Origin of the sequence: Neorhizobium fuzhouense (assembly GCF_042611105.1) — a bacterium.
In the GTDB taxonomy this organism is placed as follows: Bacteria; Pseudomonadota; Alphaproteobacteria; order Rhizobiales; family Rhizobiaceae; genus Neorhizobium; species Neorhizobium galegae_A.
Map to the genome: position 1 here is coordinate 281,916 of NZ_JBHFFP010000001.1, position 20,908 is coordinate 302,823.

The following is a 20,908-nucleotide window of genomic DNA, read 5'->3' on the forward strand; positions in this document are numbered from 1 at the left end:
AACAACTAAAGAAACAGGAAAATGGAGAACCGCGTTCTGGCGGGCTTTTGCCACGCAAAAATTGCGTGGCGGAGAGGATGGGATTCGAACCCACGATACCATTTCTGGTATACTCCCTTAGCAGGGGAGCGCCTTCGACCACTCGGCCACCTCTCCGGTGGGGAGGTGATTATTGCGGTCGGCCGGCGATTGCAAGGCATTTTCCGGCGTTTCGACACAAATCCCAAAGGAAAGCCCGCAAATCCCGGGAAAGCACCAGACCAAAAGGCTTTCAGGCGAGCAGCAGCTTCAGGTCTTGCGCCGCATCGGCCAGAATCGCTGCATCCGGCTGCCGGCCAAGCTCGAGCAGTTTCTTGCCCGTCACATAGGCTTTCGCATCATTGATGGCATCAACGGCGATGAACCGGCCCTCTCGAAAATACCAGACGGAGGCTGCCCCCTCGCGTGCGCCCGGGCGTAGGCGCGTTTCATCATATCCCTGGTTGAAGCCGGCAATCTGCAGCTTGACGTCATACTGATCCGACCAGAACCAGGGCTTGGGCAGATAAGGTGTTGCGGCACCGGCAAGCGTGGCCGCGGCTGATTCGGCCTGGTCGACGGCGTTCTGCACTGATTCGAGCCGAATCTGCGCCCCTTCATAGGGAAGGCTCACGCAATCTCCGACCGCAAGGATCTGCGGATCGGAGGTGCGGGCAAACGAATCGACCGAAATCCCGTTGGCCATCTCAAGGCCGGCGGTCTTTGCCAGCATGTCGTTCGCCGTCACACCGATGCCGACAATGACGAAATCCACGTCGAGAACCGTTCCATCGGAAAGCTCGGCGCCGCTGACATGGCCGTTCGTACCGATCAGGCGGCGAAGCCCGGTCGATTCGCGCAGATCCACGCCGTGGTCCAGATGAATGGCGCGGATGATGTCGGCGGTTTCGCGGGCGGCGACGCGGTTGAGGATGCGCTCGGCCATTTCGATGAGTGTCACCTCGAGCCCCTTGTGACGGGCAACCGCCGCCGCCTCGAGCCCGATATAGCCGCCGCCGATGACCAGCACCCGGCGTCCGGCGAGCATTTCGCCGGCGAGACGGTCTGCGTCGCGCTTGTCGCGCATGACATAGACACCGTCGAGATCGCCGCCGATGGCCGCCGGCAGGGTGCGCGGCGTTGCCCCCGTTGCCAGAACCAGCGTGCCGTAATCGAGCCGCGTGCCATCCTGCAGGCGCACCGTGCGGGCGGCCCGGTCGATCTCCTCGACAAAGGTTGCAAGCCGCAACTCCACGGCATTCTCATCAAACCAGCTTGGCGGACGCAGCAGCAGTCTTGAAAACTCCATCTCGCCCAGGAGATATTTTTTCGACAGCGGCGGGCGCTGGTAGGGCGGCACGGCTTCCGCGCTGATCATGGTAATGGGACGTTCGTCCTTCAGCGCACGCAACTTTGCGGCCAGCGAAAAGCCTGCCTGCCCGCCCCCGATGATCACCAGCTTGTCCGACACTGTCTTTTCTCCTTGGCAAAGCCGGTGCCGAACCGCGCGGCAGATGGCGTGCACGGCCTCTGGGGTACCGCCCTGCCCGGCCTTCGTCAACCGCGCCGCTCAGAGACAGTCAAGGCATGGAAACCACTGACAAAAACTGACCTGTTCAGCGGTATTTTATCATTCACCTTCAAGATGTATCATCACTATACGGTCAAGATCGGATCGTCGCAGTCATTGGATTGTCGCAGTCATGGGAGGGTTCCATGCCCTTGAACATCGTCAGAGATACAAAACCGTTCATTCCTCATGACGAGGTGTTTGAAAAATTCGACATCGACCGCCCCGGCAAGATCATTTTCGTCGGGCATCGCCTCAGCACCGCGCAGCAACTGCGCTGCCTGGTGCGCAAGATCTCGCTGTATGGCGCCCAGCTGGAGGTGAGCCCCAGCCTCTCGGTGCCGAAGAACTTCTTCCTGGAGATCCTCGGCATTCGCGACGAGATCGGCTGCACGCTGATTCGCCGCGAAGAGGAGAAGGTCACCGTCGGCTTCAACATGCTGATCGACGCCGATTTTCTCCACCATGTCATCCGCGTGAGCTTCGATTTGAATCATTGATGCGCTGATGGGAGGCCGGTCTTGCGACGTTGGGCGAACCGCCCAGCGCCACAGCGGCCTTGCACGGGCGTCAAACGCACCTATGCTGGCGTCAGGTCTTCCTTACATCGGACGTTCAGCATGTCGGCGTTTACGCGTTTCACTCCCCTTGTCAGCCAGCTGCCCGCAACCGTGCCCTTTGTCGGCCCTGAAGCCATCGAGCGCAGCCGCGGACTGAGCGTCAAGGCGCGCATCGGGGCCAATGAAAGCGGCTTCGGCCCGGCGTCTTCCGTGCTGCGGGCCATCGGCGAGGCGGCGTCCGAGACGTGGAAATATGCCGACCCGGAAAACTTTGCGCTGAAGCAGGCGCTTGCGGCGCATCTCGGCTGCGGGGCAGACAATATCGCCGTGGGTGAAGGCGTCGATTCGCTGCTCGGCCACATCGCCCGCATGATCGTTCAGCCGGGAACGCCGGTCGTCACTTCGCTCGGCGCCTATCCCACCTTCAACTTTCATGTGAACGGCTATGGCGGCCGACTGGTGACGACGCCTTATGTGGAGGACCGCGAGGATCTCGCCGGCCTCCTCGACCTGGTGCGCCGCGAAAATGCGCCGCTGGTCTATCTGGCCAATCCCGACAATCCGATGGGAAGCTGGTGGGATGGCGAAAGCGTTGCAGCCTTTGCCAGGGCCCTGCCGGAAACCTGCCTTCTCATCCTGGACGAAGCCTATTGCGAAACGGCGCCTGCGGGCACGACGCCATCCATCGCCTCCCTTCTCGATCAACCGAACGTCATGCGCACGCGCACCTTCTCCAAGGCCTATGGGCTTGCCGGCGCGCGTGTCGGCTATGTGGTGACGACGCCGGAGAATGCGAAATCCTTCGACAAGATCCGCCACCATTTCGGCATGGCGCGCATCAGCGTGGCCGCAGCACTTGCGGCGTTGCAGGACCAGGATTATCTCGCGGAGGTGACGGCGCGCATTGCCCGCTCGCGCGAAACGATTGCCGCGATCGCGCTTGAGAACGGGCTTTCGCCGCTGCCGTCCGCCACCAATTTCGTGGCGATCGATTGCGGACGCGACGGCACCTATGCGCGTGCGATCGTCGATGGGCTGATGGACCATGGCGTGTTCATCCGCATGCCGGGTGTCGCCCCGCTCAACCGCTGCATCCGGGTGAGCACCGGGCCGGAAGCGGATATGGCTCTGTTGGCAGAGGCGCTGCCGCAGGTTCTGGCCTCGTTCGGCTGAGTATCCCCAAACAGGCAAAAGCCGCGACGATGCGCGGCTTTTGAACAAGATCCGATCCGGGCGGTTGTCGCCCGGTTCAGTGCATGGTCATCCAGTCGCGGGCGGCCCGCAGCGCTTCGGCCAGCTGCATCTTCGTCATCGACTGCGACAGATCGGCGCGAAGCTCGGCCGCCCGGTCGGAGCCGCGGATCGCGGCGATGTTAAGCCACTTGTGCGCCGCCACCAGATCGACCGGACAACCGCGCCCGGTCGCATATTTCAGGCCCATGTCGCAGAAGGTCTCGGCGCGAGCTTCCGTGCCCATGGCGGTTATATCCGAATTGTTCATGTCAAAGTGTGCCATTGCGTCGATCCCTGTTTCAGTGCCTGTTGTAACGAACCCTGTTTGTCTTGCCCTTGAAGGGCGCCGTCCGGATCTGCCGTCTCTGCGGCTTTTGCGATCCTTCCGACCGGCAGGTTTTCCTGCTCGTTTGATGACTTCAGTGTGCCGTACGGGCTTCAAAATTTGTCTAAAATGCATGCTTAATTTGCTGAAAACAAAATCTAAACGGCTGGTAAACCTCGCTTTTCGTTAAACATCGCAGCCCTTGCAAATTAAGGATTTTCGGATCCGGTTTACCCGCTGTTCACCATGGCATCTTTACCCTTTGCTCACCGTGTTTTGCGCCGGGCCGGCAAAGGCGAGGCGCGACACCATCGCAAAGGGCTGAAACCGCCCGCAATTCCTGTTTACCTTTACGTGAGCGTCAGCTAGCTTTTTGACGTCGCGCGGGGACGATCTTCTGGAGGAGAGGAACGGCCACACGCGTCGATGCCGGAAGGCGGGGATATCAGAGAGGAGAGACGGGATGTTTCGCAAAGCAATGCTGGCCGCTGGCCTTGTCCTGGCACTGGCCCCGGTTTCGCAGGCGGCGGAGCCGATCGAGGGCAGCTGGAAAACCGCAAGCGGCGAGACGGCCGTCATCGCCCCCTGCGGCAAGTCCTTCTGCGTGACGCTGAAGACGGGCAAGTTCGCCGGCCGGCAAATCGGCCGCATGGACGGCAAGGGCAACGACTATACCGGCGAGATCACCGACCCGGAAAACGACAAGACCTATGCCGGCTCCGGCGCCATCACCGGAAATGCGCTGAAGATGAAGGGCTGCGTGCTTGCGGTCTTCTGCAAGGCGCAGACCTGGACCCGGCTTTAAGGGCCATCGCGGGACCCGGACGTAGAAAAGGCGTGAAGCGCGCCGTGGCCGTCCTGTTACACGGCCAGCGTCACGCAAAGCGCCATCAAAGATCCTACAAAACGACGGAAAAGCGTAATTTGCTTGTTAGCAAGAGCGCCTTATAATGCATCATGAGCAAACACATCCTGCCTTTCGCACCCGCCCACTGCATCAGCCCGGAGCCTTTCGAGGCGCAAAGCTTTGACGATCCCGTCAAGGCGGTCGATGCCCTTGCCGCCCTTTACGAGCGCAACACGGCCTTCCTGATCAGCGGCTTCGATGATCTGGCGCAGGGCGGTGCCGTGCGCGGCCGCTACCGCGCCTGCTATCCCCAGGTCAGCATCGAAACCAGCAGCTTCGGCCATGTCGATTCGCGCCTGTCCTATGGCCATGTCACGGCGCCCGGCGTCTACACCACCACCATCACCCGGCCCAAACTGTTCCGCCATTACCTGAAGGAGCAGTTGGGCCTTTTGATGCGCAACCACCATGTGCCGGTGACGGTGTCGGAATCGACCACGCCGATCCCCCTGCACTTTGCCTTCGGCGAAGGCGCCCATGTCGAGGCCTCGTCTTCGACGGTGCTGAACGATATGCCGCTGCGCGACCTGTTCGATACGCCGGACCTCAATACGACCGACGACCTGATTGCCAATGGCGAATATGACCAGGTGCCCGGCGAACCGGCGCCGCTTGCGCCGTTTACCGCCCAGCGCATCGATTATTCGCTGGCGCGCCTCAGCCATTATACGGCAACCAGCGCGGAGCATTTCCAGAATTTCGTGCTGTTTACCAACTACCAGTTCTACATCGACGAATTCGCAGCCTTTGCCCGCGAACTGATGGCGAATGGTGGCGAGGGCTATACGGCCTTTGTCGAGCCGGGCAATCTCGTCACCCTGCCGGGCAGCGGCACGGCACCGGAGCCGATTGCCCGCCTGCCGCAGATGCCGGCCTATCACCTGAAGAAGAAGGGCCATGCCGGCATCACGCTGGTCAATATCGGTGTCGGGCCGTCCAACGCCAAAACGATCACCGATCATATCGCGGTGCTGCGCCCGCATGCCTGGCTGATGGTCGGCCACTGTGCAGGCCTTCGCAACAGCCAGCGCCTGGGCGATTACGTGCTGGCGCATGCCTATATGCGCGAGGACCATGTGCTGGACGACGACCTGCCCGTCTGGGTGCCGATCCCGGCACTTGCCGAGGTGCAGAAGGCGCTGGAGGATGCGGTGGAGGAAATCACCGGTCTTGAAGGCTTTGAGCTGAAGCGCATCATGCGCACCGGCACCGTTGCCACCATCGACAACCGCAACTGGGAACTGCGCGACCAGCGCGGACCGGTGAAACGCCTGTCGCAGGCGCGCGCCATCGCACTCGACATGGAATCGGCAACGATTGCGGCCAACGGTTTCCGCTTCCGCGTGCCCTATGGCACGCTGCTCTGCGTCTCCGACAAGCCCCTGCACGGCGAACTGAAGCTGCCGGGCATGGCGACGGAATTTTACCGCACGCAGGTGCGCCAGCACCTGAAGATCGGTATTCGCGCCGTGCAGAAACTGGCGGCCATGCCGACGGAAACGCTGCACTCGCGAAAACTGCGCAGCTTTTACGAGACGGCATTCCAGTAAGCGACGGCCGGTGCGGCTAAGGCGTGGGGATCACGCCCGGCCGCCTCCCGCGTCTGCCGTTGCGAAAGACGGAACCACGCGGATGACGAAGAGGCGTGGGCCCGCCGAGCCTATGGCGCGGTTTTCGTCCGCCCGGCGACCATCATCGCCAGCAGGGTTCCGGCAACGGATGTCATGATGATCATCAGATGGGCGTTGACGGCGGCCTTGCCCAGCGCCGCCATCGCCTCCCCGTCATGCGGGCTGCCGAAGGCCAGCGCACCGGCGGTGATGCCGGCCGGATAGGTTCCCACGCCGCCCGGCGCATGGAGCGGCAGGACGGAGGAAAGCTCACCGCCGAGCGCGCCGCCGAAGCCGGCGGGAACGGCAAGTCCGCCCAGAAGCACCAGCACCCAGGCCACCACGATGATCTTGACGAACCAGTTGATCAGCGTCGCCGCCCAGGCGCGCAGGAAGGCGGTGGTGGTGGGCGGCAGGCCCGCCTCGATTTCCACCAGCAGCGCCTCGAGCCTTGCCGGCAGGCTGCCGTGCAACAGGCGAAACAGCGGCCTTCGGGCGGCAAAGCCCAGGGCTGGCATCAGCGCAAACAGGCACCACGCCAGCCAGGCGACGGCATGCGTTGCCTGGAGCGCAAGGCCGATGCCGGCCGCCGCCAGCAGCGCATGCAGGTCCAGCAGCCGCATGACCAGGAGCGCCGAACTGGCTCTGGCAATGGAAAGGCCAAATTCGCGCTTCATCAACAGCGGAAAGCTCATCTCGCCGCTTCGAAAGGGCAGCATGATGTTGAGGAGGTTGTGGACCTGCACCAGCCGCAGCAACAACCTGAAATGCCCGCCCGTCTCGCGCGGAAAATAATCGCGAATGCGCCAGGTGCGCAGCACATAGGTGACGAGGAGAAGCGCCATCGCAACCAGCGGCGTCGTCCAGCCGGTCTCCCGCCAGAGCCCGATGATCTGCCCCCAGCCAAAGAACCACTGGATGAACAGGATATAAGCCACGATGGCAATGACCGTCACGAGGGTCATCGCATGGCGCACTATCCAAGGGTTTTGGCTCGCAAGCCCATCACTCTTCATATAAAAGCCGCCTGGAATGTCAGATCGGAGATCGACGGGGACTGGCAATAGCAAAACGCCCCACCATGTATCACTGACCTTTAGGAGAAAGGCAGGGCATCGACAACTGCAGCCGCGCAGAGAGCGTGGACGGTTTTGACGCCCAAGCCGTCTTCCACCCCTGGATGCTTGCGACAAGGCCGGTGAATGCCGGATGAAGAGCCTTGTCCGCAGACGTCAAAAAGAACTGTGCTGATGAAACCTGACTTGTCTTCTCCCGCCTCCTCCGCGGACGCTTCGCCGGAACAGGCCTCTCGCCCTGCAGCGGGCGCCGGCGGTTTCGTTTCCTGGGATATCCTTCTGCCGCTGCTGCTTGCCGGTTATTTTCTGGTGAACCTGCTGGTGCGCCTGACCGTGTCCGATTCACTGGAATATGACGAGGCCGAACAGGTCCTCGTCACGCAATGGCTGGCGCTCGGCTATGCCACCCAGCCCCCGCTCTACAACTGGCTGCAACACCTGGTTTTTTCGATCGGCGGCATATCCATCGCCACGCTTGCCATCTGGAAGAACACCATCCTCTTCAGCCTTTACCTGATCTCGTGGAAGACGGCCAAGCTGCTGCTGCCGCGCAAGGAGCATGCGGCCATCGCGACGCTCGGGCTTTTGACCATCCCGCAGGTAGCGTTCGAATCGCAGCGCGACCTCACGCACACGGTCGCCGTGATCTTCTGCGCGGTCCTCTTCCTGTCCGGCCTGTTCTTCACGTTGAAAAAACCGAGTCTCGCGAGCTACGCCATCACCGGCCTTGCCACCGGGCTCGGGCTTCTGGCGAAATACAATTTTGCTCTTCTGCCGGCTGCCGCCTTTCTGGCGGTGCTGTCCCATCCGCAGTGGCGCCGCCGCATCTTCGACCGACGCTTCCTCCTGACCGCCGTACTGACCGTGATCGTCGTTGCGCCGCATGGCTGGTGGCTTCTGCAAAATCTCTCCGTCGCGTCGCAGGGCACCCTGTCGAAATTGCAGGACACAGGCGCGACCGCGACACGCTTTCCCTTCCTTGAGGGACTGACCTCGCTGGTCATCGCCATCATCGGCTTTGCCGGCCTCACTATTCTCGCCTACTGGATTGCCTTCGGCCGTGATTTCGTGGCGAGCCTGCGCGCCGGCGGCAACGACTGGACACGCTTTATCGAACGCATGCTGCTTGCCCTGGCCTTCGTTCTCATCCTGATGCTTCTCGTGACAGGCGCCGAACACATCAAGGACCGTTGGCTGGCCCCCCTGCTCGTCGTGCTGCCGCTTTACCTGACGCTGAAGCTTTCGGCCGCCGGCCGGCTTTCGGAGACCGGGGCACGGCGCTTCCTCACGATTGCGCTCGCCGTCATGGTCATCATCCCGACCATCCTCGGCGTGCGGCTTCACCTGCCGCAATGGACCGGCTCCTACGAGAAGCTGAACTACCCCCAGCGTGAACTTGTCGAACGGCTGGTCAACGAGGTGGGCACGCGCCCGGGCCTGCTGATTGCAAACGATTCCCACATCGGCGGCAATATGCGCCTCTACCTGCCGGATGTGCCCGTCTACTCGATCTATTTTCCGGCCTTCCAGCCGAAATACGAGTTCAGCGCGCAAAGGCCGATCCTTGCCGTCTGGAACCGCCGCACGGCAGACCCGCTCACACTGCCCGACAATCTGCGCCCGTCCATCGACCGCTTTGCCGGTGCCGGTGCGCGCATGAAGACCGGCGTTGTCGACGTGCCCTACATCAACGGACGGCCGGGGGACGTGTATCACTTGGGTTACGCCGTTCTCTATCCGGCAAATTGACGATGGCCTGCGCTGGCAAGAGCGATGCTCTTGCTATACAGGGCGTCAACAAAGACGTGGCAGGCCTCGGGCGCCTGAGCCGCAGCGTGAGCCTGTGGCGGAAAGAGCAGCCCGGCGGATCAAGGAGAATGTCAGGTGCAGACAGTTGCGGAACGGGCCGGGATGCCGGCGACGGATGCTTCGGCCGTGGAGCTTTCCCTGGTGGTGCCGATCTTCAATGAAGAGGAAAGCGTTGGCCCGCTGATTGCTCGCATCGAGGAGGCCATGGCCGGCATCGCTTACCGCTGGGAGCTGATCCTCGTGGACGACGGCAGCACCGATGCCACGCTTGCCAATGCCCGCTCGGCTATCGGCCGTCCCGGCCTTGACCTGCAGGTGGTGGCGCTGCAGCGCAATTTCGGCCAGACGGCCGCCATGCAGGCCGGCATTACCCAGGCCCGCGGACGCCTGATCGCGACCCTCGACGGCGACCTGCAGAACGATCCGCGTGACATTCCGGAGATGGTGAAGGAACTGGAGCGGCGCGAGCTGGATCTTCTGGTGGGCTGGCGCAAGAACCGCCAGGACGGACTTGTCCTGCGCAAGATCCCCTCCTGGATCGCCAACCGACTGATCGGTCGCATCACCGGCGTGCGTCTGCATGATTATGGCTGCAGCCTGAAGATCTACCGCGGCTCGGTGATCAAGCAGGTGCGGCTGATGGGTGAAATGCACCGCTTCATCCCCGCCTGGGTGGCCGGCGTCGTGCCAAGCTCGCGCATCGGCGAAATGCCGGTGACCCATCACGCGCGCCAGCACGGCACCTCCAAATACGGCATCTCGCGCACCTTCCGCGTCATCCTCGACCTCCTGTCGGTGATGTTTTTCATGCGCTTCAAGGCACGGCCGGGGCATTTCTTCGGATCGCTGGGGCTGGCACTGGGCGCGCTCGCCGGTCTGATCCTCGCCTACCTGTTCGTCGACAAGTTCATCATGGGCAACAATATCGGCACGCGGCCGCTGTTTCTCGTCGGCATCATGCTGTTTCTGTCGTCCATGCAGCTGATTACCACGGGCATCCTCGCCGAAATGCTGGCGCGCACCTATTACCGAGACGAAAATTCCCTGAGCTATATCGTGAGAGATGTTTTCAGCGGTGAGCACCCGAATTCATAAATTCCTCGTCCGCCGCCCGGACATCGTCATCTGGCTTGTTCTTGGCTATTTCGTGCTGTGCGTGCTGCTGCGGGTCATCCGTTCCGACAGCCTGCAGAACGACGAGGCCGAGCAGGCCTTCCAGGCGCAGATGCTGCTTCTCGGCTATGGCCGGCAGCCACCGCTCTACAACTGGCTGCAATATGGCGTGGTCCATGTCTTCGGCCTGTCGGTGGCCACCATCTCCCTATTGAAGAACGGGCTTCTCTTTCTCTGTTGCCTGTTTTATCTCGTCGCCGCCCGCATCGTGGTGCGCGACAGGCGCCTGCCCTTCGTCGCCATGCTCGGCGTGCTGGCCGTTCCGTCGGTGACGGTCCTTGCGCAGCGTGACCTGACCCATGCGGTGGGAACGCTCTGTCTGGTCTCGCTGTTCCTGTGTGCCCAGCTCTCCGTTTTGAAGCGCCCGGGCCTCTTCGGCTATCTCGCCCTGGGCGTGACGGTCGGCTTTGGCATCATCACCAAGTACAACTTCGTCATCCTGCCGGTCGCGGCCATTCTCGCCATGCTGACAGATGCACAGTTTCGCCGCCGCCTCTTCGATTGGCGCGTCATCCCGGCGGTTCTCATCGCAATCGCCATCGTCACGCCGCATCTGGTGTGGGTTCTCTACCACCTCGACCTTGCAACCACCGGCACCGTACAGGCCATGCACGATGGTGCATCGGGCAATGCGGCAAAGGATACGATGCGGGGTCTCATCTCGATTCTCGAATCAACGCTTGCGGGCTCCATCCCGGTGCTCGCCGTCTTCGCTTTGGTATTTTATCGCGATATCGGGGCCGCCTTTCGGGCGCAGAGCCGCTGGACGCGCCTCATTGGCGGCATGATCATCGCCTCGCTCGTTCTGGTGGCCTTGATCGGCATCGGCTTTGGCGCGTCCAGCATCCGCCAGAAGTGGCTGTCGCCCTTCCTCCTGCTCCTGCCGCTATACCTCGTGCTGAAGCTCGATGCGATCGAAGGCGACATGCGCCAGAGCGTGGCGCGCATGGCGCCGCCGCTCCTTGGTATCGTCACCGCCTTCTCCCTCTATCTGGCGCTCAGCAACCTGATCGGTCCTCTGATCGGCGACTATGGCAAGGAACACATTCCCTACCGGTCTTTTGTGGAGCAGGTCGTCAAAGAACGGGGCGAACGGCCCGCCTATGTGATCACCGACGACCTGATGCTTGCCGGCAATCTGCGCCTGCAATGGCCAGACGTGCCGGTGATCATGCCGGACACGCCGCTTCCGGTCTCGCTTGAGGCCGCGGCCCAAATCGGTAGCGGCCTGATCGCTTGGCCGGCGAAGGCGGGCGAGCCGCTTCCCGTATCGGCGGCCGCCCTTCTGGCGGCGCATGGCCTCATTCTAGAGGCGAACGGCAACGCCCGCCAGATGGCGGTGCCCTACCTGTTCTCGCGTGGCCGGGCGACCTTTCCCTTCGGCTATGCTTTCGTAAAGCAGGCACCCTTGCCCGTTCGTTGAACCGTGGTGCTCCGCCAGCTTACCGGGAAACCGTGTCGCGCAGATGGTCGAGGCCGGCCCGCAGCGTCTCGATGATCTGGTCCACCTCGCTACGCGTGATGACGAGCGCCGGCGAGGCCAGCATGCGGTCACCGGTGGCGCGCATCACGAGCCCGTTCTCCAGGCAATGGTTGCGCACGGTCATGCCCGCATCATCGGGCTTTTCAAAGCGCCGGCGCGTTGCCTTGTCGCTCGCAAGCTGTACGCCGGCGATCAGCCCGACCGCATCGACCGCCCCGACGACCTCGTGATCCTCCAGCGATTTCAGGGCGGCAGCGAAATAGGGACCGATATCGGTTGCCACACGCTCCACCAGGCCCTCCTCCTCGATGATGCGCAGGTTTTCGAGCGCTGCGGCAGCACAGACCGGATGGCCGGAATAGGTGAAGCCGTGGTTGAAATCGCCGACCTCCTCGATCATCACCCGCGCGACGCGGTCGCTCACCAGCACGCCGCCGATCGGCAGGTAACCGGAGGACAGGCCCTTGGCGATCGGCGCCAGATCCGGCTCGAAGCCGAAATGCTGGTGGCCGAACCAGCGCCCGAGCCGGCCGAACCCGCAGATCACCTCGTCGGCCACCAGAAGAATGTTGCGCGCCTTGCAGATGCGGGCCACTTCCGGCCAGTAGCTGTCCGGCGGCACGATGACGCCGCCCGCCCCCTGGATGGGTTCGGCGACGAAGGCGGCGACATTCTCCTCGCCCAGCTCGTCGATCCGCGCCTCCAGTTCGCGGGCCATCTTCAGGCCGAATTCGTCCGGCGTCAGATCGCCGCCATCGGCATACCAGTAGGGCTGGCCGATATGGGAAATGCCCTCGATCGGGAGGTTGCCCTGCTCGTGCATGGGCTTCATGCCGCCGAGCGACGCGCCGGCAACGGTTGAGCCGTGATAGCCGTTGCGGCGCGCAATCACATGGGTCTTCGTCGGATGGCCGAGCGTCTTCCAGTAGACGCGCACCATGCGAAACCAGGTATCCGTCGCTTCAGACCCGGAATTGGTGAAGAAGACGTGGTTGAGGCTTCCCCCGGCATGGCCGGTGATCTTTTGCGCGAGAAGCGTGGCGGGCTCGTTCGTTGTGCCGAAGAAGGTGTTGTAATAGGGCAGTTCGTTCATCTGCCGCGACACCGCCTCTGCGATCTCCCGGCGGCCATAACCGACATTGACGCACCAGAGGCCGGCAAAGGCATCCAGATATTTCTTGCCCTGCGCATCCCAGATGTGAACGCCCTCGCCGCGTGCGATGATCCGGGTGCCCTTCTCGTTCAGCTGTTTCATGTCGGAGAAGGGATGCAGATGATGGGCGGCATCGATGGCAGACAGGTTGGACAGGGTGGTCAAGGCGGTCACGGCATCCCTCCACACATGCGCCTTTCCGCACGCAGGCGGCGGGCGATGTGCCTGATTGTAAGGCGGTTTCTGATCGGCTACGAACATGGCCTGACGACACCATGTTTGGCAAGGCTGAGCCTGCCCGACGAACCGGGGCACCGCATGACCGACACGCCTTTGTCCACACCGACCATAGCGCCCGAACCGCGCATCGAAATCCTGCTGGTCGGAATGAACGGCGACCTGCGCGGCAAGCAGATCCCGCTTTCGGCGCAGAAGAAGGTGTGGGACGGGACCGTGCGGCTGCCCTCCTCCACCCAGTCGCTCGATATCTGGGGCGACGACAATGACGACATTACCGGGCTTTCCCTGACGATCGGCGATCCGGACGGGCTCTGTATCCCCGATCCACGAAGCACCGCCCCCATGCCTTGGGCGCCCGAGGGGTCGCTGCAGGTGCTGGCCACGATGCACGAGATGGACGGCAGCCCCAGCTTCATGGATCCACGCGCCATCCTTGCCGCCATGCTCAACCGCTACAAAGCGCGCGGGCTGACGCCAGTCGTGGCGACGGAACTGGAATTCTATCTGGTGGAAGATGATTTTCGCGAGACGGGACGGCCGCGCCCGCCGCAGCGCCTCACCTATCGCGGCGATCCGAACGGGTTTCAGCTCTACGACATGGGTGCAGTCGACGCGCTTGCCGACTACCTGACGACGCTGCGCGCCTGGGCAAAAGCGCAAGCCCTGCCTGCCGATGCGACGACGGCCGAATTCGGACCCGGCCAGTTCGAGATCAACCTTCTCCACCGCGCCGATGCGCTGGCGGCCGCCGACGACTGCATCTACTTGAAACGGCTTGCCGAACAGGCAGCCCGCCGGCATGGCCTCAAATCCACCTGCATGGCCAAACCCTATGGCGATCATGCCGGGTCCGGCCTGCATGTGCATGCCAGCCTCATTGATGCCGACGGCCACAATATTCTGGACGCAAAAGGCGGCGAACCGGTGCGGCTGAAATCCGTCTGCGCCGGCATGCTCGACACGATGCGCGAGGCGCAGCTGATCTTTGCCCCCTTTGCCAATTCCTACCGGCGCTTCCAGCCCGGCTCTTTTGCGCCTGTCGATATCGACTGGGGCTTTGGCCATCGCGGCACCGCGATCCGCATCCCCGACAGCAACGGACCGGCAGCCCGCATCGAGCATCGCGTCGCCGGTGCCGACGCCAATCCCTACCTGCTGCTGACGGCCATTCTCGGCGGCATGCTGCGCGGCCTCGATGAAACGCTCGATCCGGGGCCGGCGACGGAACCGGGCGGCGAGCCGCCCGGCAGCCGCAAGCTGACGCATGATTTCCTGACGGCGGTCGACGAATTTTCGGCCTCGCCCTTCATCGCGGATATTTTTGGCGCCCGCTATGCGAAGCTTTATGGCGACACCAAGCGCAAGGAAGCCATCGCCTACCTGCGCACGGTGTCGGATTTCGACTATCGCACCTACCTGCCGCGCATCTGATCGCCGTCAGAGTGCTGCCGGTGCATCCGCCTGGCCTTCCTGGGCCTGAACCTGGATGCCCGGCTGCTGCGGCTGGCGCACCAGCACCTTCAGCTCGCCGGCATGGATCTTCAGAGACACATCCGGGTCCATCGGCAACAGCTCGCCATCCATGACGCAGCGGATGTCCTTATGGGCGCGCGGAAAATGCAGCTCCAGCTCCGTCACCGTTACGGCCGTTACTGCCTCATTGTCCGTCATGCGCCCGCGCAGGATATCGAAGGTCAGGCGCGCAACGCCGATCGGCGTCAGCGCATCGGCCGTGTAGAAGCCGAGATGGCCGCCCGTGACGCTTTCGGCATACATCAGCGAATCGCCGCCGAACTCATTGTTGGACACCGAGATGGCCGATACCTTGCGCACGCCGCGCTTGCCTTCGGCATTGAATTCCACCTCGAAGACCGGCGGGTTGAACATTACGCCGAGCGCTGCCCGGGCGCTCGCCCGCATTTTTCCAAGCCGCGAGGCATAGGTCATCTTGTTACGATAGCGGATCATGCGCGAATGCAGGCCGGCGGAGAACTGGTGGACGAAGCTGCGACCATTGGCGCTGGCAATATCCACCGCCAGAACCTCGCCTTCCGCCAGCACCTCCAGAGCCTGCCAGATATCGAGCGGCAGTTTCAGCGAGCGCGCAAAAAGGTTCATGGTTCCGGCCGGCACGATGCCGAGCGTCAGCCCGCTTCTCCAGGCAATGCCGGCGGCCGCCGAAATCGTGCCGTCGCCGCCACCGGCGATCAGCCCGTCGATGCCGGGCGTGTCCGCCACCCTCTCCATCGCCTCCACCACCTCGTTACCGGCAACGACGCGGCACTCGATATCGTGGCCTCCGTCCCGGAACGCCTGTTCGGCGCGTGCACAATAAGCCTCCATGTCTGTCGTCTTGAAGGTACCGCCGTCGCGGTTGAAGATGGCAATGAGCTTCATGGCAGGGTTCCGAGTTGGCAGCGCCACAGAACGGCGCAGCCTGGGAAATGGTTGCGTCTGCCGGTCGGGGCAAGGGCCCGACAGATATAAGGCATGATCATGATAATCTCGCGATTGTCATTTCGGCTCTCCCGCACTGCAAAATAGTATGGTAGCCTTAGCAAATACTGACATATCTCTCCGGCCGCCTGCCAATTTCGGCCAGATCCCAATCACGGACAGCCCCTGAACGCCGGCCCGGCGCTCGGCTCATGCTTGCGAACATCATGACAGATATCACTGCCCCCTCCGCCACCGCTTCCGAAACGGCACGCCCCTCTGCCCCCGGCACGCTTTCGCCCCTCACCATCGCCCTGATCGAATGCGCGCTGGCCGTCGGCGGCTTCGGCATCGGCACGGGCGAATTCGCCATCATGGGCCTGCTTCCGGATGTCGCCGACACCTATGGCGTCACCATCCCGCAGGCGGGCCACGTCATTACCGCCTATGCACTAGGCGTGGTCATCGGTGCGCCGGTGATTGCGGCGCTTGCCGCGCGGCTCAGCCGGCGCACCCTGCTGCTGATGCTGATGTCGCTGTTTGCGCTGGGCAATATCCTGAGCGCGGTTGCGCCGGAATTTTCCAGCTTCACGCTTCTGCGCTTCATCTCCGGCCTGCCGCACGGCGCCTATTTCGGCGTGGCGGCGCTGGTTGCGGCCTCCATGGTGCCGCCGAACCGGCGGGCGCGGGCAGTCGGCCGCGTCATGCTGGGGCTGACCATCGCAACACTTGCCGGAACGCCGGTTGCCACCTTTGCCGGCCAGATGCTGAGCTGGCGGGCCGCCTTCCTGCTGGTCGGCGGCATCGGGCTTGTGACCATGGCGCTTCTCTGGTTCTTCCTGCCGCAGGACAAGGTGCAGGAAGGAGCAAGCATCCGCCGGGAACTGGGGGCGCTGAAACGCGTGCAGGTGTGGCTGGCGCTCGCCGTGGCCGCCACCGGCTTTGGCGGAATGTTTGCCATCTTCAGCTATATCGCCGCCACGACGACCCAGACGGCGATGATGCCGGTCGCCATGGTGTCCATCGTGCTTGCCCTCTTCGGCATCGGCATGAATGTCGGCAATGTCGTCGGCTCGCGGCTGGCAGACCTGTCGCTCACCGGCACGATCGGCGGCGTGATGGTGTTCAACATCGTCGTGATGACCGTCTTTGCGCTGACGGCGAGCAATCCGATCATGCTGTGCCTCTGCGTCTTTCTGATCGGCTGCGGCTTTGCCGCCTGCCCTGCCGTCCAGACGCGGTTGATGGACGTGGCCGCCGATGCGCAGACGCTGGCAGCCGCCTCCACCCACTCCGCCTTCAACATTGCCAATGCGCTCGGTGCCTGGCTTGGCGGGCTGGTGATTGCCTGGGGCTACGGCTTTGCCGCCACCGGCTATGTCGGCGCCGCCCTCTCCGTCATCGGCCTTCTCGTCTTCCTGGTCTCTGTGGCGCTTGAGCGCCGTCAGGCCGCCTGAAAGGGCGGTTTCCGGCGGATTTTCTCGCGCTCAGTGTGCAGTTACCCTTTTGCAATCTGAACATTTGTCATTTATGATGTCCTCATAGAGCAGAGGGGGACAACTGCCATGGCAATTTCAGAGAGCGCAAGCCTGTCGCCGGTCGCGGGCCTGTTCGGCACACGCTGGTTCGGCTACGTGGCGCGAACTGTGCTGACATTCATGTTCTGGGGAAGCGGCCTGTCGAAACTGATCGACTTTCAGGGCGGCGTGGCGGAGATGGCCCATTTCGGGCTCCAGCCGGCCGTGCTGTTCAACATCGCCGTCATCATCACGCAGCTTGGCGGATCGGCGCTGATCATCCTCAACCGGCATGCCTGGATCGGTGCCGGCGCGCTTGCCGTCTTCACCCTGCTCACCATTCCCATCGCCCATAACTTCTGGGCGATGCAGGAGCCGCTGAAGACGCTCGAATTCTACGTGGTGGTCGAACATGTCAGCATCGTCGGCGCGCTGATGCTGGTGGCCTGGAAAAGCCGCTGAGGCACCCGGCAGAGCGGGCGCCTCCCGTCTTGGTCAGACCTTCGCTTCCTGAATGACCACCACGCGGTCGCCCACCTTGACGTGGGTGTAGAGATCGATGACGTCGTGGTTCATCATGCGCACGCAGCCGCTCGACATGGCGTGGCCAATCGATTCCGGCTGGTTGGTGCCGTGAATGCGGAAATGCGTGTCATTGCCGGCGCGGTAGAGATACATGGCGCGCGCGCCGAGCGGGTTGTTGGGTCCGCCCGGCATGCCGGCGGCATATTTCAGGTTCTTGTGCGGATCGCGGCGGATCATGTTGGCGGTCGGCGTCCAGCTCGGCCATTCGGCCCGGCGACCCACATAGGCATTGCCGGACAGGGCAAGCCCTGCGCGGCCGACACCGATGCCGTAGCGCAGCGCGCGGCCGTTTTCCAGCACGTAGTAGAGCCGGCGCGCCGGCGTATCGACAACGATCGTGCCCGGCTTTTCGGTCGTGACGTAATCCACTTCCGTGCGGCGCAGCTCAGGCTTGATCTTGTCAATCGGAACCTGGCGCAGGGGAAATTTTTCATCCGGCAGGGCGGCGTAGTTCAGTTGCGGATTGATGGTCGTTGAAGAGCAGCCAGCCAGAAACAGCGGAAGGCCGAACATCAGGCCGCGGCGCGAGATCGACATGAATGTGTCCTTGTTGCGGTGATTTCGTGATCCGCCGCAACTTAAGGACTTCATGGTTAACGAATATCTAACGGTGGCAGGCTCGAGCGCCCGACCGTTAATTTTCTTGGAGGCCAGCCCTATTCGTCAGGGCACGGCCACCCGGCTGGTGCGGTAAGGCCCTGCGGCAGCTTGGTGGTCTCGTCGCCGCAGGCAAGGGCGATCTGCTCCTGCTTGAGGCCTGTCGCGCGCGTCAGGTCGACGCCCTCGATGCGGGTGAGGAACATGAAGGCGTCGGTGAAATCCACCGGGCCGGCAAAGCTCGTATTGTGGAACAGCGCCCGCGACAGATTGGCCATGGCAAAATGGGTGTTTTCGAAGGTCGCGCGATAAAAGATGGCACGGCCGAGTTCCGCCTTGGTGAAATCGGAGTTACGCAGATCGGCGCTGCTGAAATTGCCGCGCTGCAGCTCGGCGGCCACGAAGCTTGCCCCCGTTGCCTTTACCGCCGTGAAATCGCTGCGATAGCCTTCCGCCTTGGAGAAATCGGCGCCGGTGAGGTCCGACTGGGCAAGCGAGGTGCGCACGAGGCCTGCCTTGGTGACGTTGGCGCCCTTCATGCTGCTGCGGCCGAGATCCGTCATGCTGAAATCGGCATTGGAGAGATTGGCCCCGTCGAAATTGCTGCCGTCGAGCATCAGCATGCGCTTCTTGCAATCGCTCCAGTCGATGGAGGGTCCGGCATCCTGGCGGCACTTGCCGACGGCGCTTGTCTGCTTGGCGGGAAAGATCACCAGAAGGCCGCCGGCCACGGCAATGACCGGCACGAAAGAGCGCAAGCGGCTGCGGCGACATGTTGCCATCCACAGCCTGAACCGTCTGCCGAACACCGCCTTTTTCACGCCAACCGTCCCTTTCAGGTTCTTGCCGCTACCTCATATCCTGTCGTCATGAAGATCTTACGGCATTAATTCCGATCTGCATAATTCTCTCGCGTCACATGCTCGGATAGACAGGACCTTCGCCGCCCTGCGGCGGCACCCAGGTGATGTTCTGGTTCGGATCCTTGATGTCGCAGGTCTTGCAGTGAACGCAGTTCTGCGCGTTGATCACAAAAACCTCGTCGCCATCCTTTTCCACCCATTCATAGACACCGGCCGGACAGTAACGCGCCGAAGGGCCGGCATAGACCCCAAGCTCCGAACGCTTCTGAAGTTCCATATCCTTGACCTTCAGATGAACCGGCTGGTCTTCCTCATGGTTGGTGTTGGAGAGGAAAACCGAGGAAAGCCGGTCGAAGGTCAGGACGCCGTCGGGTTTCGGATAGGCTATTCTGCTGTGCTGTGCCGCCGGCTCCAGCGAGGCCGCATCGGTCTTGCCGTGCTTCAGCGTGAACGGCGAGGAGCCGAAAATCTGGTTGATCCACATGTCGATGCCGCCAAGCGCCACGCCGAGCGCCGTGCCGAATTTCGACCACAGCGGCTTGACGTTGCGCACCCGCTTCAGGTCACGCCCGATATCGGTCGAACGCCATGCATTTTCGATCTCGACCGGTTCGTCATTTGCCCGGCCCGCGGCAATCGCTTCGGCAATCTTGTCGGCCGCCAGCATGCCCGACAGAACGGCATTGTGGCTGCCCTTGATGCGCGGCACGTTGACGAAGCCGGCGGAACAGCCGATCAGCGCGCCGCCCGGGAAGGACAGCTTCGGCACCGACTGGTAGCCGCCTTCGGTGATCGCGCGCGCGCCATAGGAGAGGCGCTTGGCCCCCTCGAACGTGTCGCGAATGGCCGGATGCGTCTTGAAGCGCTGGAATTCCTCGAAGGGCGACAGGTAGGGGTTCTTGTAGTTGAGGTGGACGACAAAGCCGACGGCCACCAGATTGTCGTGCAGGTGATAGAGGAAGGAGCCGCCGCCGGTCTTCATGCCGAGCGGCCAGCCGAAGGAGTGCTGCACAAGGCCCTCTCTGTGGTGCTCCGGCTTGACCTCCCACAGTTCCTTGAAGCCGATGCCGTATTTCTGCGGCTCGCGGCCCTCGTCCAACTTGAACTTCGCGATCAACTGCTTGGCCAGCGACCCGCGCACGCCCTCGCCGATCAGCACATATTTGCCGAGCAGCGCCATGCCGCGGGTGTAGTTGGGGCCGGGCTCGCCGTTCTTTTCGATGCCCATGTCGCCGGTTGCCACGCCGATGACAGCGCCGTCGTCATTGTAGAGCACTTCGGTGGCGGCAAAGCCGGGATAGATGTCGATGCCAAGGCCCTCGGCCTTTTCGGCAAGCCAGCGACAGACAAGTCCGAGCGACACGATGTAATTGCCGTGATTGTTCATCAGCGGCGGCATCAAGGCATTGGGCAGCCGGACCGAACCGGCCGGGCCGAGAAACAGGAAATGGTCGTCGGTCACCGGCGTCGTGAAAGGATGCCCCTCCTCCTCGCGCCAGCCCGGCAGAAGCCGGTCGATGCCGATCGGATCGACCACGGCACCGGACAGGATGTGGGCGCCGACTTCCGCCCCCTTCTCGAGCACGACGATGGAAAGCTGCGGATTGACCTGTTTGAGGCGGATCGCTGCCGACAGGCCTGCCGGCCCCGCGCCGACGATCACCACGTCGAATTCCATGCTCTCGCGCTCAGGAAGCTCCATATCGCTCATTCTTGTACTCCGCTCGACCTGTTCCCCATTTTGTGCCCTCCT

18 protein-coding genes and 1 tRNA gene are annotated in these 20,908 nt (G+C 62.7%); 10 read left to right on the forward strand and 9 right to left on the reverse strand.

The genetic code is table 11. The annotated features are described in order from the left end of the window. Nucleotides 1-66: 66 nt before the first annotated feature. Together ACEXP3_RS01450 and ACEXP3_RS01455 are read right to left on the reverse strand one after the other, a co-directional pair. Nucleotides 67-156, reverse strand: a tRNA-Ser gene (locus tag ACEXP3_RS01450). A 115-nt stretch (nt 157-271) separates the two neighbouring features. After that, nucleotides 272-1,489, reverse strand: coding sequence for an NAD(P)/FAD-dependent oxidoreductase (locus ACEXP3_RS01455; protein ID WP_377295656.1), 1,218 nt, complete (start codon nt 1,487-1,489; stop codon nt 272-274). A 245-nt stretch (nt 1,490-1,734) separates the two neighbouring features. Between ACEXP3_RS01455 and ACEXP3_RS01460 the strand changes: the two genes are divergently transcribed. Further along, on the forward strand, nt 1,735-2,088 hold the full coding sequence (locus tag ACEXP3_RS01460) for a hypothetical protein (protein ID WP_377295657.1): 354 nt from the start codon (nt 1,735-1,737) through the stop codon (nt 2,086-2,088). A gap of 120 nt (nt 2,089-2,208) precedes the next feature. After that, nucleotides 2,209-3,321, forward strand: a complete 1,113-nt coding sequence (locus ACEXP3_RS01465; RefSeq protein WP_377295658.1) for a pyridoxal phosphate-dependent aminotransferase — start codon at nt 2,209-2,211, stop codon at nt 3,319-3,321. A 76-nt stretch (nt 3,322-3,397) separates the two neighbouring features. On the opposite strand, the gene ACEXP3_RS01470 is transcribed toward ACEXP3_RS01465, so the two are convergent. Continuing rightward, on the reverse strand, nt 3,398-3,664 hold the full coding sequence (locus tag ACEXP3_RS01470; RefSeq protein WP_210103042.1) for a sel1 repeat family protein: 267 nt from the start codon (nt 3,662-3,664) through the stop codon (nt 3,398-3,400). A 505-nt stretch (nt 3,665-4,169) separates the two neighbouring features. On the opposite strand from ACEXP3_RS01470, the gene ACEXP3_RS01475 reads away from it, so the two are divergent. Next, nucleotides 4,170-4,511, forward strand: coding sequence for a DUF2147 domain-containing protein (locus ACEXP3_RS01475; protein WP_377295659.1), 342 nt, complete (start codon nt 4,170-4,172; stop codon nt 4,509-4,511). Nucleotides 4,512-4,663: 152 nt separating this feature from the next. After that, the gene (amn, locus tag ACEXP3_RS01480) at nt 4,664-6,163 is read left to right on the forward strand and encodes an AMP nucleosidase (protein ID WP_210103044.1); all 1,500 of its coding nucleotides are present in this window, start codon (nt 4,664-4,666) and stop codon (nt 6,161-6,163) included. Between the two features lie 110 nt (nt 6,164-6,273). Here amn and ACEXP3_RS01485 read toward each other — a convergent pair whose 3' ends face one another. After that, a complete protein-coding gene (locus ACEXP3_RS01485) occupies nt 6,274-7,188 on the reverse strand; it encodes a lysylphosphatidylglycerol synthase domain-containing protein (RefSeq protein ID WP_377295660.1) in 915 nt (304 codons plus the stop codon). A 285-nt stretch (nt 7,189-7,473) separates the two neighbouring features. Here ACEXP3_RS01485 and ACEXP3_RS01490 point away from each other — a divergent pair, with 285 nt between their 5' ends. The 3 genes from ACEXP3_RS01490 to ACEXP3_RS01500 all read left to right on the forward strand — a co-directional run bounded on the left by ACEXP3_RS01490 (nt 7,474) and on the right by ACEXP3_RS01500 (nt 11,704). Next, nucleotides 7,474-9,048: a glycosyltransferase family 39 protein gene (locus tag ACEXP3_RS01490; protein ID WP_377295661.1), complete on the forward strand. Its 1,575-nt coding sequence runs from the start codon at nt 7,474-7,476 to the stop codon at nt 9,046-9,048. Nucleotides 9,049-9,210: 162 nt separating this feature from the next. Beyond that, nucleotides 9,211-10,203, forward strand: coding sequence for a glycosyltransferase family 2 protein (locus ACEXP3_RS01495; RefSeq protein ID WP_377296058.1), 993 nt, complete (start codon nt 9,211-9,213; stop codon nt 10,201-10,203). Continuing rightward, on the forward strand, nt 10,184-11,704 hold the full coding sequence (locus ACEXP3_RS01500; RefSeq protein WP_377295662.1) for an ArnT family glycosyltransferase: 1,521 nt from the start codon (nt 10,184-10,186) through the stop codon (nt 11,702-11,704). Before ACEXP3_RS01495 ends, ACEXP3_RS01500 begins: the two co-directional genes overlap by 20 nt. 19 nt (nt 11,705-11,723) lie before the next feature. On the opposite strand, the gene ACEXP3_RS01505 is transcribed toward ACEXP3_RS01500, so the two are convergent. Then, a complete protein-coding gene (locus tag ACEXP3_RS01505) occupies nt 11,724-13,091 on the reverse strand; it encodes an aspartate aminotransferase family protein (protein ID WP_377295663.1) in 1,368 nt (455 codons plus the stop codon). A gap of 144 nt (nt 13,092-13,235) precedes the next feature. Here ACEXP3_RS01505 and ACEXP3_RS01510 point away from each other — a divergent pair, with 144 nt between their 5' ends. Continuing rightward, the gene (locus tag ACEXP3_RS01510; RefSeq protein ID WP_377295664.1) at nt 13,236-14,588 is read left to right on the forward strand and encodes a glutamine synthetase family protein; all 1,353 of its coding nucleotides are present in this window, start codon (nt 13,236-13,238) and stop codon (nt 14,586-14,588) included. 6 nt (nt 14,589-14,594) lie between these two features. On the opposite strand, the gene ACEXP3_RS01515 is transcribed toward ACEXP3_RS01510, so the two are convergent. Further along, the gene (locus ACEXP3_RS01515) at nt 14,595-15,554 is read right to left on the reverse strand and encodes a diacylglycerol/lipid kinase family protein (RefSeq protein ID WP_377295666.1); all 960 of its coding nucleotides are present in this window, start codon (nt 15,552-15,554) and stop codon (nt 14,595-14,597) included. A gap of 266 nt (nt 15,555-15,820) precedes the next feature. On the opposite strand from ACEXP3_RS01515, the gene ACEXP3_RS01520 reads away from it, so the two are divergent. Beyond that, nucleotides 15,821-17,050, forward strand: a complete 1,230-nt coding sequence (locus tag ACEXP3_RS01520; RefSeq protein ID WP_210103051.1) for an MFS transporter — start codon at nt 15,821-15,823, stop codon at nt 17,048-17,050. Nucleotides 17,051-17,158: 108 nt separating this feature from the next. Beyond that, on the forward strand, nt 17,159-17,572 hold the full coding sequence (locus tag ACEXP3_RS01525; protein WP_377295667.1) for a DoxX family protein: 414 nt from the start codon (nt 17,159-17,161) through the stop codon (nt 17,570-17,572). A gap of 33 nt (nt 17,573-17,605) precedes the next feature. Here the strand turns inward: ACEXP3_RS01525 and ACEXP3_RS01530 are convergent, their stop codons facing one another. The 3 genes from ACEXP3_RS01530 to ACEXP3_RS01540 form a co-directional block, all read right to left on the reverse strand. Continuing rightward, nucleotides 17,606-18,232: a L,D-transpeptidase gene (locus ACEXP3_RS01530; protein ID WP_210103053.1), complete on the reverse strand. Its 627-nt coding sequence runs from the start codon at nt 18,230-18,232 to the stop codon at nt 17,606-17,608. Nucleotides 18,233-18,351: 119 nt separating this feature from the next. Continuing rightward, the gene (locus tag ACEXP3_RS01535) at nt 18,352-19,074 is read right to left on the reverse strand and encodes a pentapeptide repeat-containing protein (RefSeq protein ID WP_377296059.1); all 723 of its coding nucleotides are present in this window, start codon (nt 19,072-19,074) and stop codon (nt 18,352-18,354) included. A 133-nt stretch (nt 19,075-19,207) separates the two neighbouring features. Continuing rightward, nucleotides 19,208-20,866: an electron transfer flavoprotein-ubiquinone oxidoreductase gene (locus ACEXP3_RS01540; protein ID WP_377295668.1), complete on the reverse strand. Its 1,659-nt coding sequence runs from the start codon at nt 20,864-20,866 to the stop codon at nt 19,208-19,210. Nucleotides 20,867-20,908 lie beyond the last annotated feature (42 nt).

Bases quoted from the DNA above. Each gene is read 5' to 3' on its own strand.
- ACEXP3_RS01460 (WP_377295657.1), top strand. From the start codon at position 1,735: ATGCCCTTGAACATCGTCAGAGATACAAAACCGTTCATTCCTCATGAC.
- ACEXP3_RS01465 (WP_377295658.1), top strand. From the start codon at position 2,209: ATGTCGGCGTTTACGCGTTTCACTCCCCTTGTCAGCCAGCTGCCCGCA.
- ACEXP3_RS01470 (WP_210103042.1), bottom strand. From the start codon at position 3,664: ATGGCACACTTTGACATGAACAATTCGGATATAACCGCCATGGGCACG.
- ACEXP3_RS01475 (WP_377295659.1), top strand. From the start codon at position 4,170: ATGTTTCGCAAAGCAATGCTGGCCGCTGGCCTTGTCCTGGCACTGGCC.
- amn (WP_210103044.1), top strand. From the start codon at position 4,664: ATGAGCAAACACATCCTGCCTTTCGCACCCGCCCACTGCATCAGCCCG.
- ACEXP3_RS01485 (WP_377295660.1), bottom strand. From the start codon at position 7,188: ATGACCCTCGTGACGGTCATTGCCATCGTGGCTTATATCCTGTTCATC.
- ACEXP3_RS01490 (WP_377295661.1), top strand. From the start codon at position 7,474: ATGAAACCTGACTTGTCTTCTCCCGCCTCCTCCGCGGACGCTTCGCCG.
- ACEXP3_RS01495 (WP_377296058.1), top strand. From the start codon at position 9,211: ATGCCGGCGACGGATGCTTCGGCCGTGGAGCTTTCCCTGGTGGTGCCG.
- ACEXP3_RS01510 (WP_377295664.1), top strand. From the start codon at position 13,236: ATGACCGACACGCCTTTGTCCACACCGACCATAGCGCCCGAACCGCGC.
- ACEXP3_RS01515 (WP_377295666.1), bottom strand. From the start codon at position 15,554: ATGAAGCTCATTGCCATCTTCAACCGCGACGGCGGTACCTTCAAGACG.
- ACEXP3_RS01520 (WP_210103051.1), top strand. From the start codon at position 15,821: ATGACAGATATCACTGCCCCCTCCGCCACCGCTTCCGAAACGGCACGC.
- ACEXP3_RS01525 (WP_377295667.1), top strand. From the start codon at position 17,159: ATGGCAATTTCAGAGAGCGCAAGCCTGTCGCCGGTCGCGGGCCTGTTC.
- ACEXP3_RS01530 (WP_210103053.1), bottom strand. From the start codon at position 18,232: ATGTCGATCTCGCGCCGCGGCCTGATGTTCGGCCTTCCGCTGTTTCTG.
- ACEXP3_RS01535 (WP_377296059.1), bottom strand. From the start codon at position 19,074: ATGGCAACATGTCGCCGCAGCCGCTTGCGCTCTTTCGTGCCGGTCATT.
- ACEXP3_RS01540 (WP_377295668.1), bottom strand. From the start codon at position 20,866: ATGAGCGATATGGAGCTTCCTGAGCGCGAGAGCATGGAATTCGACGTG.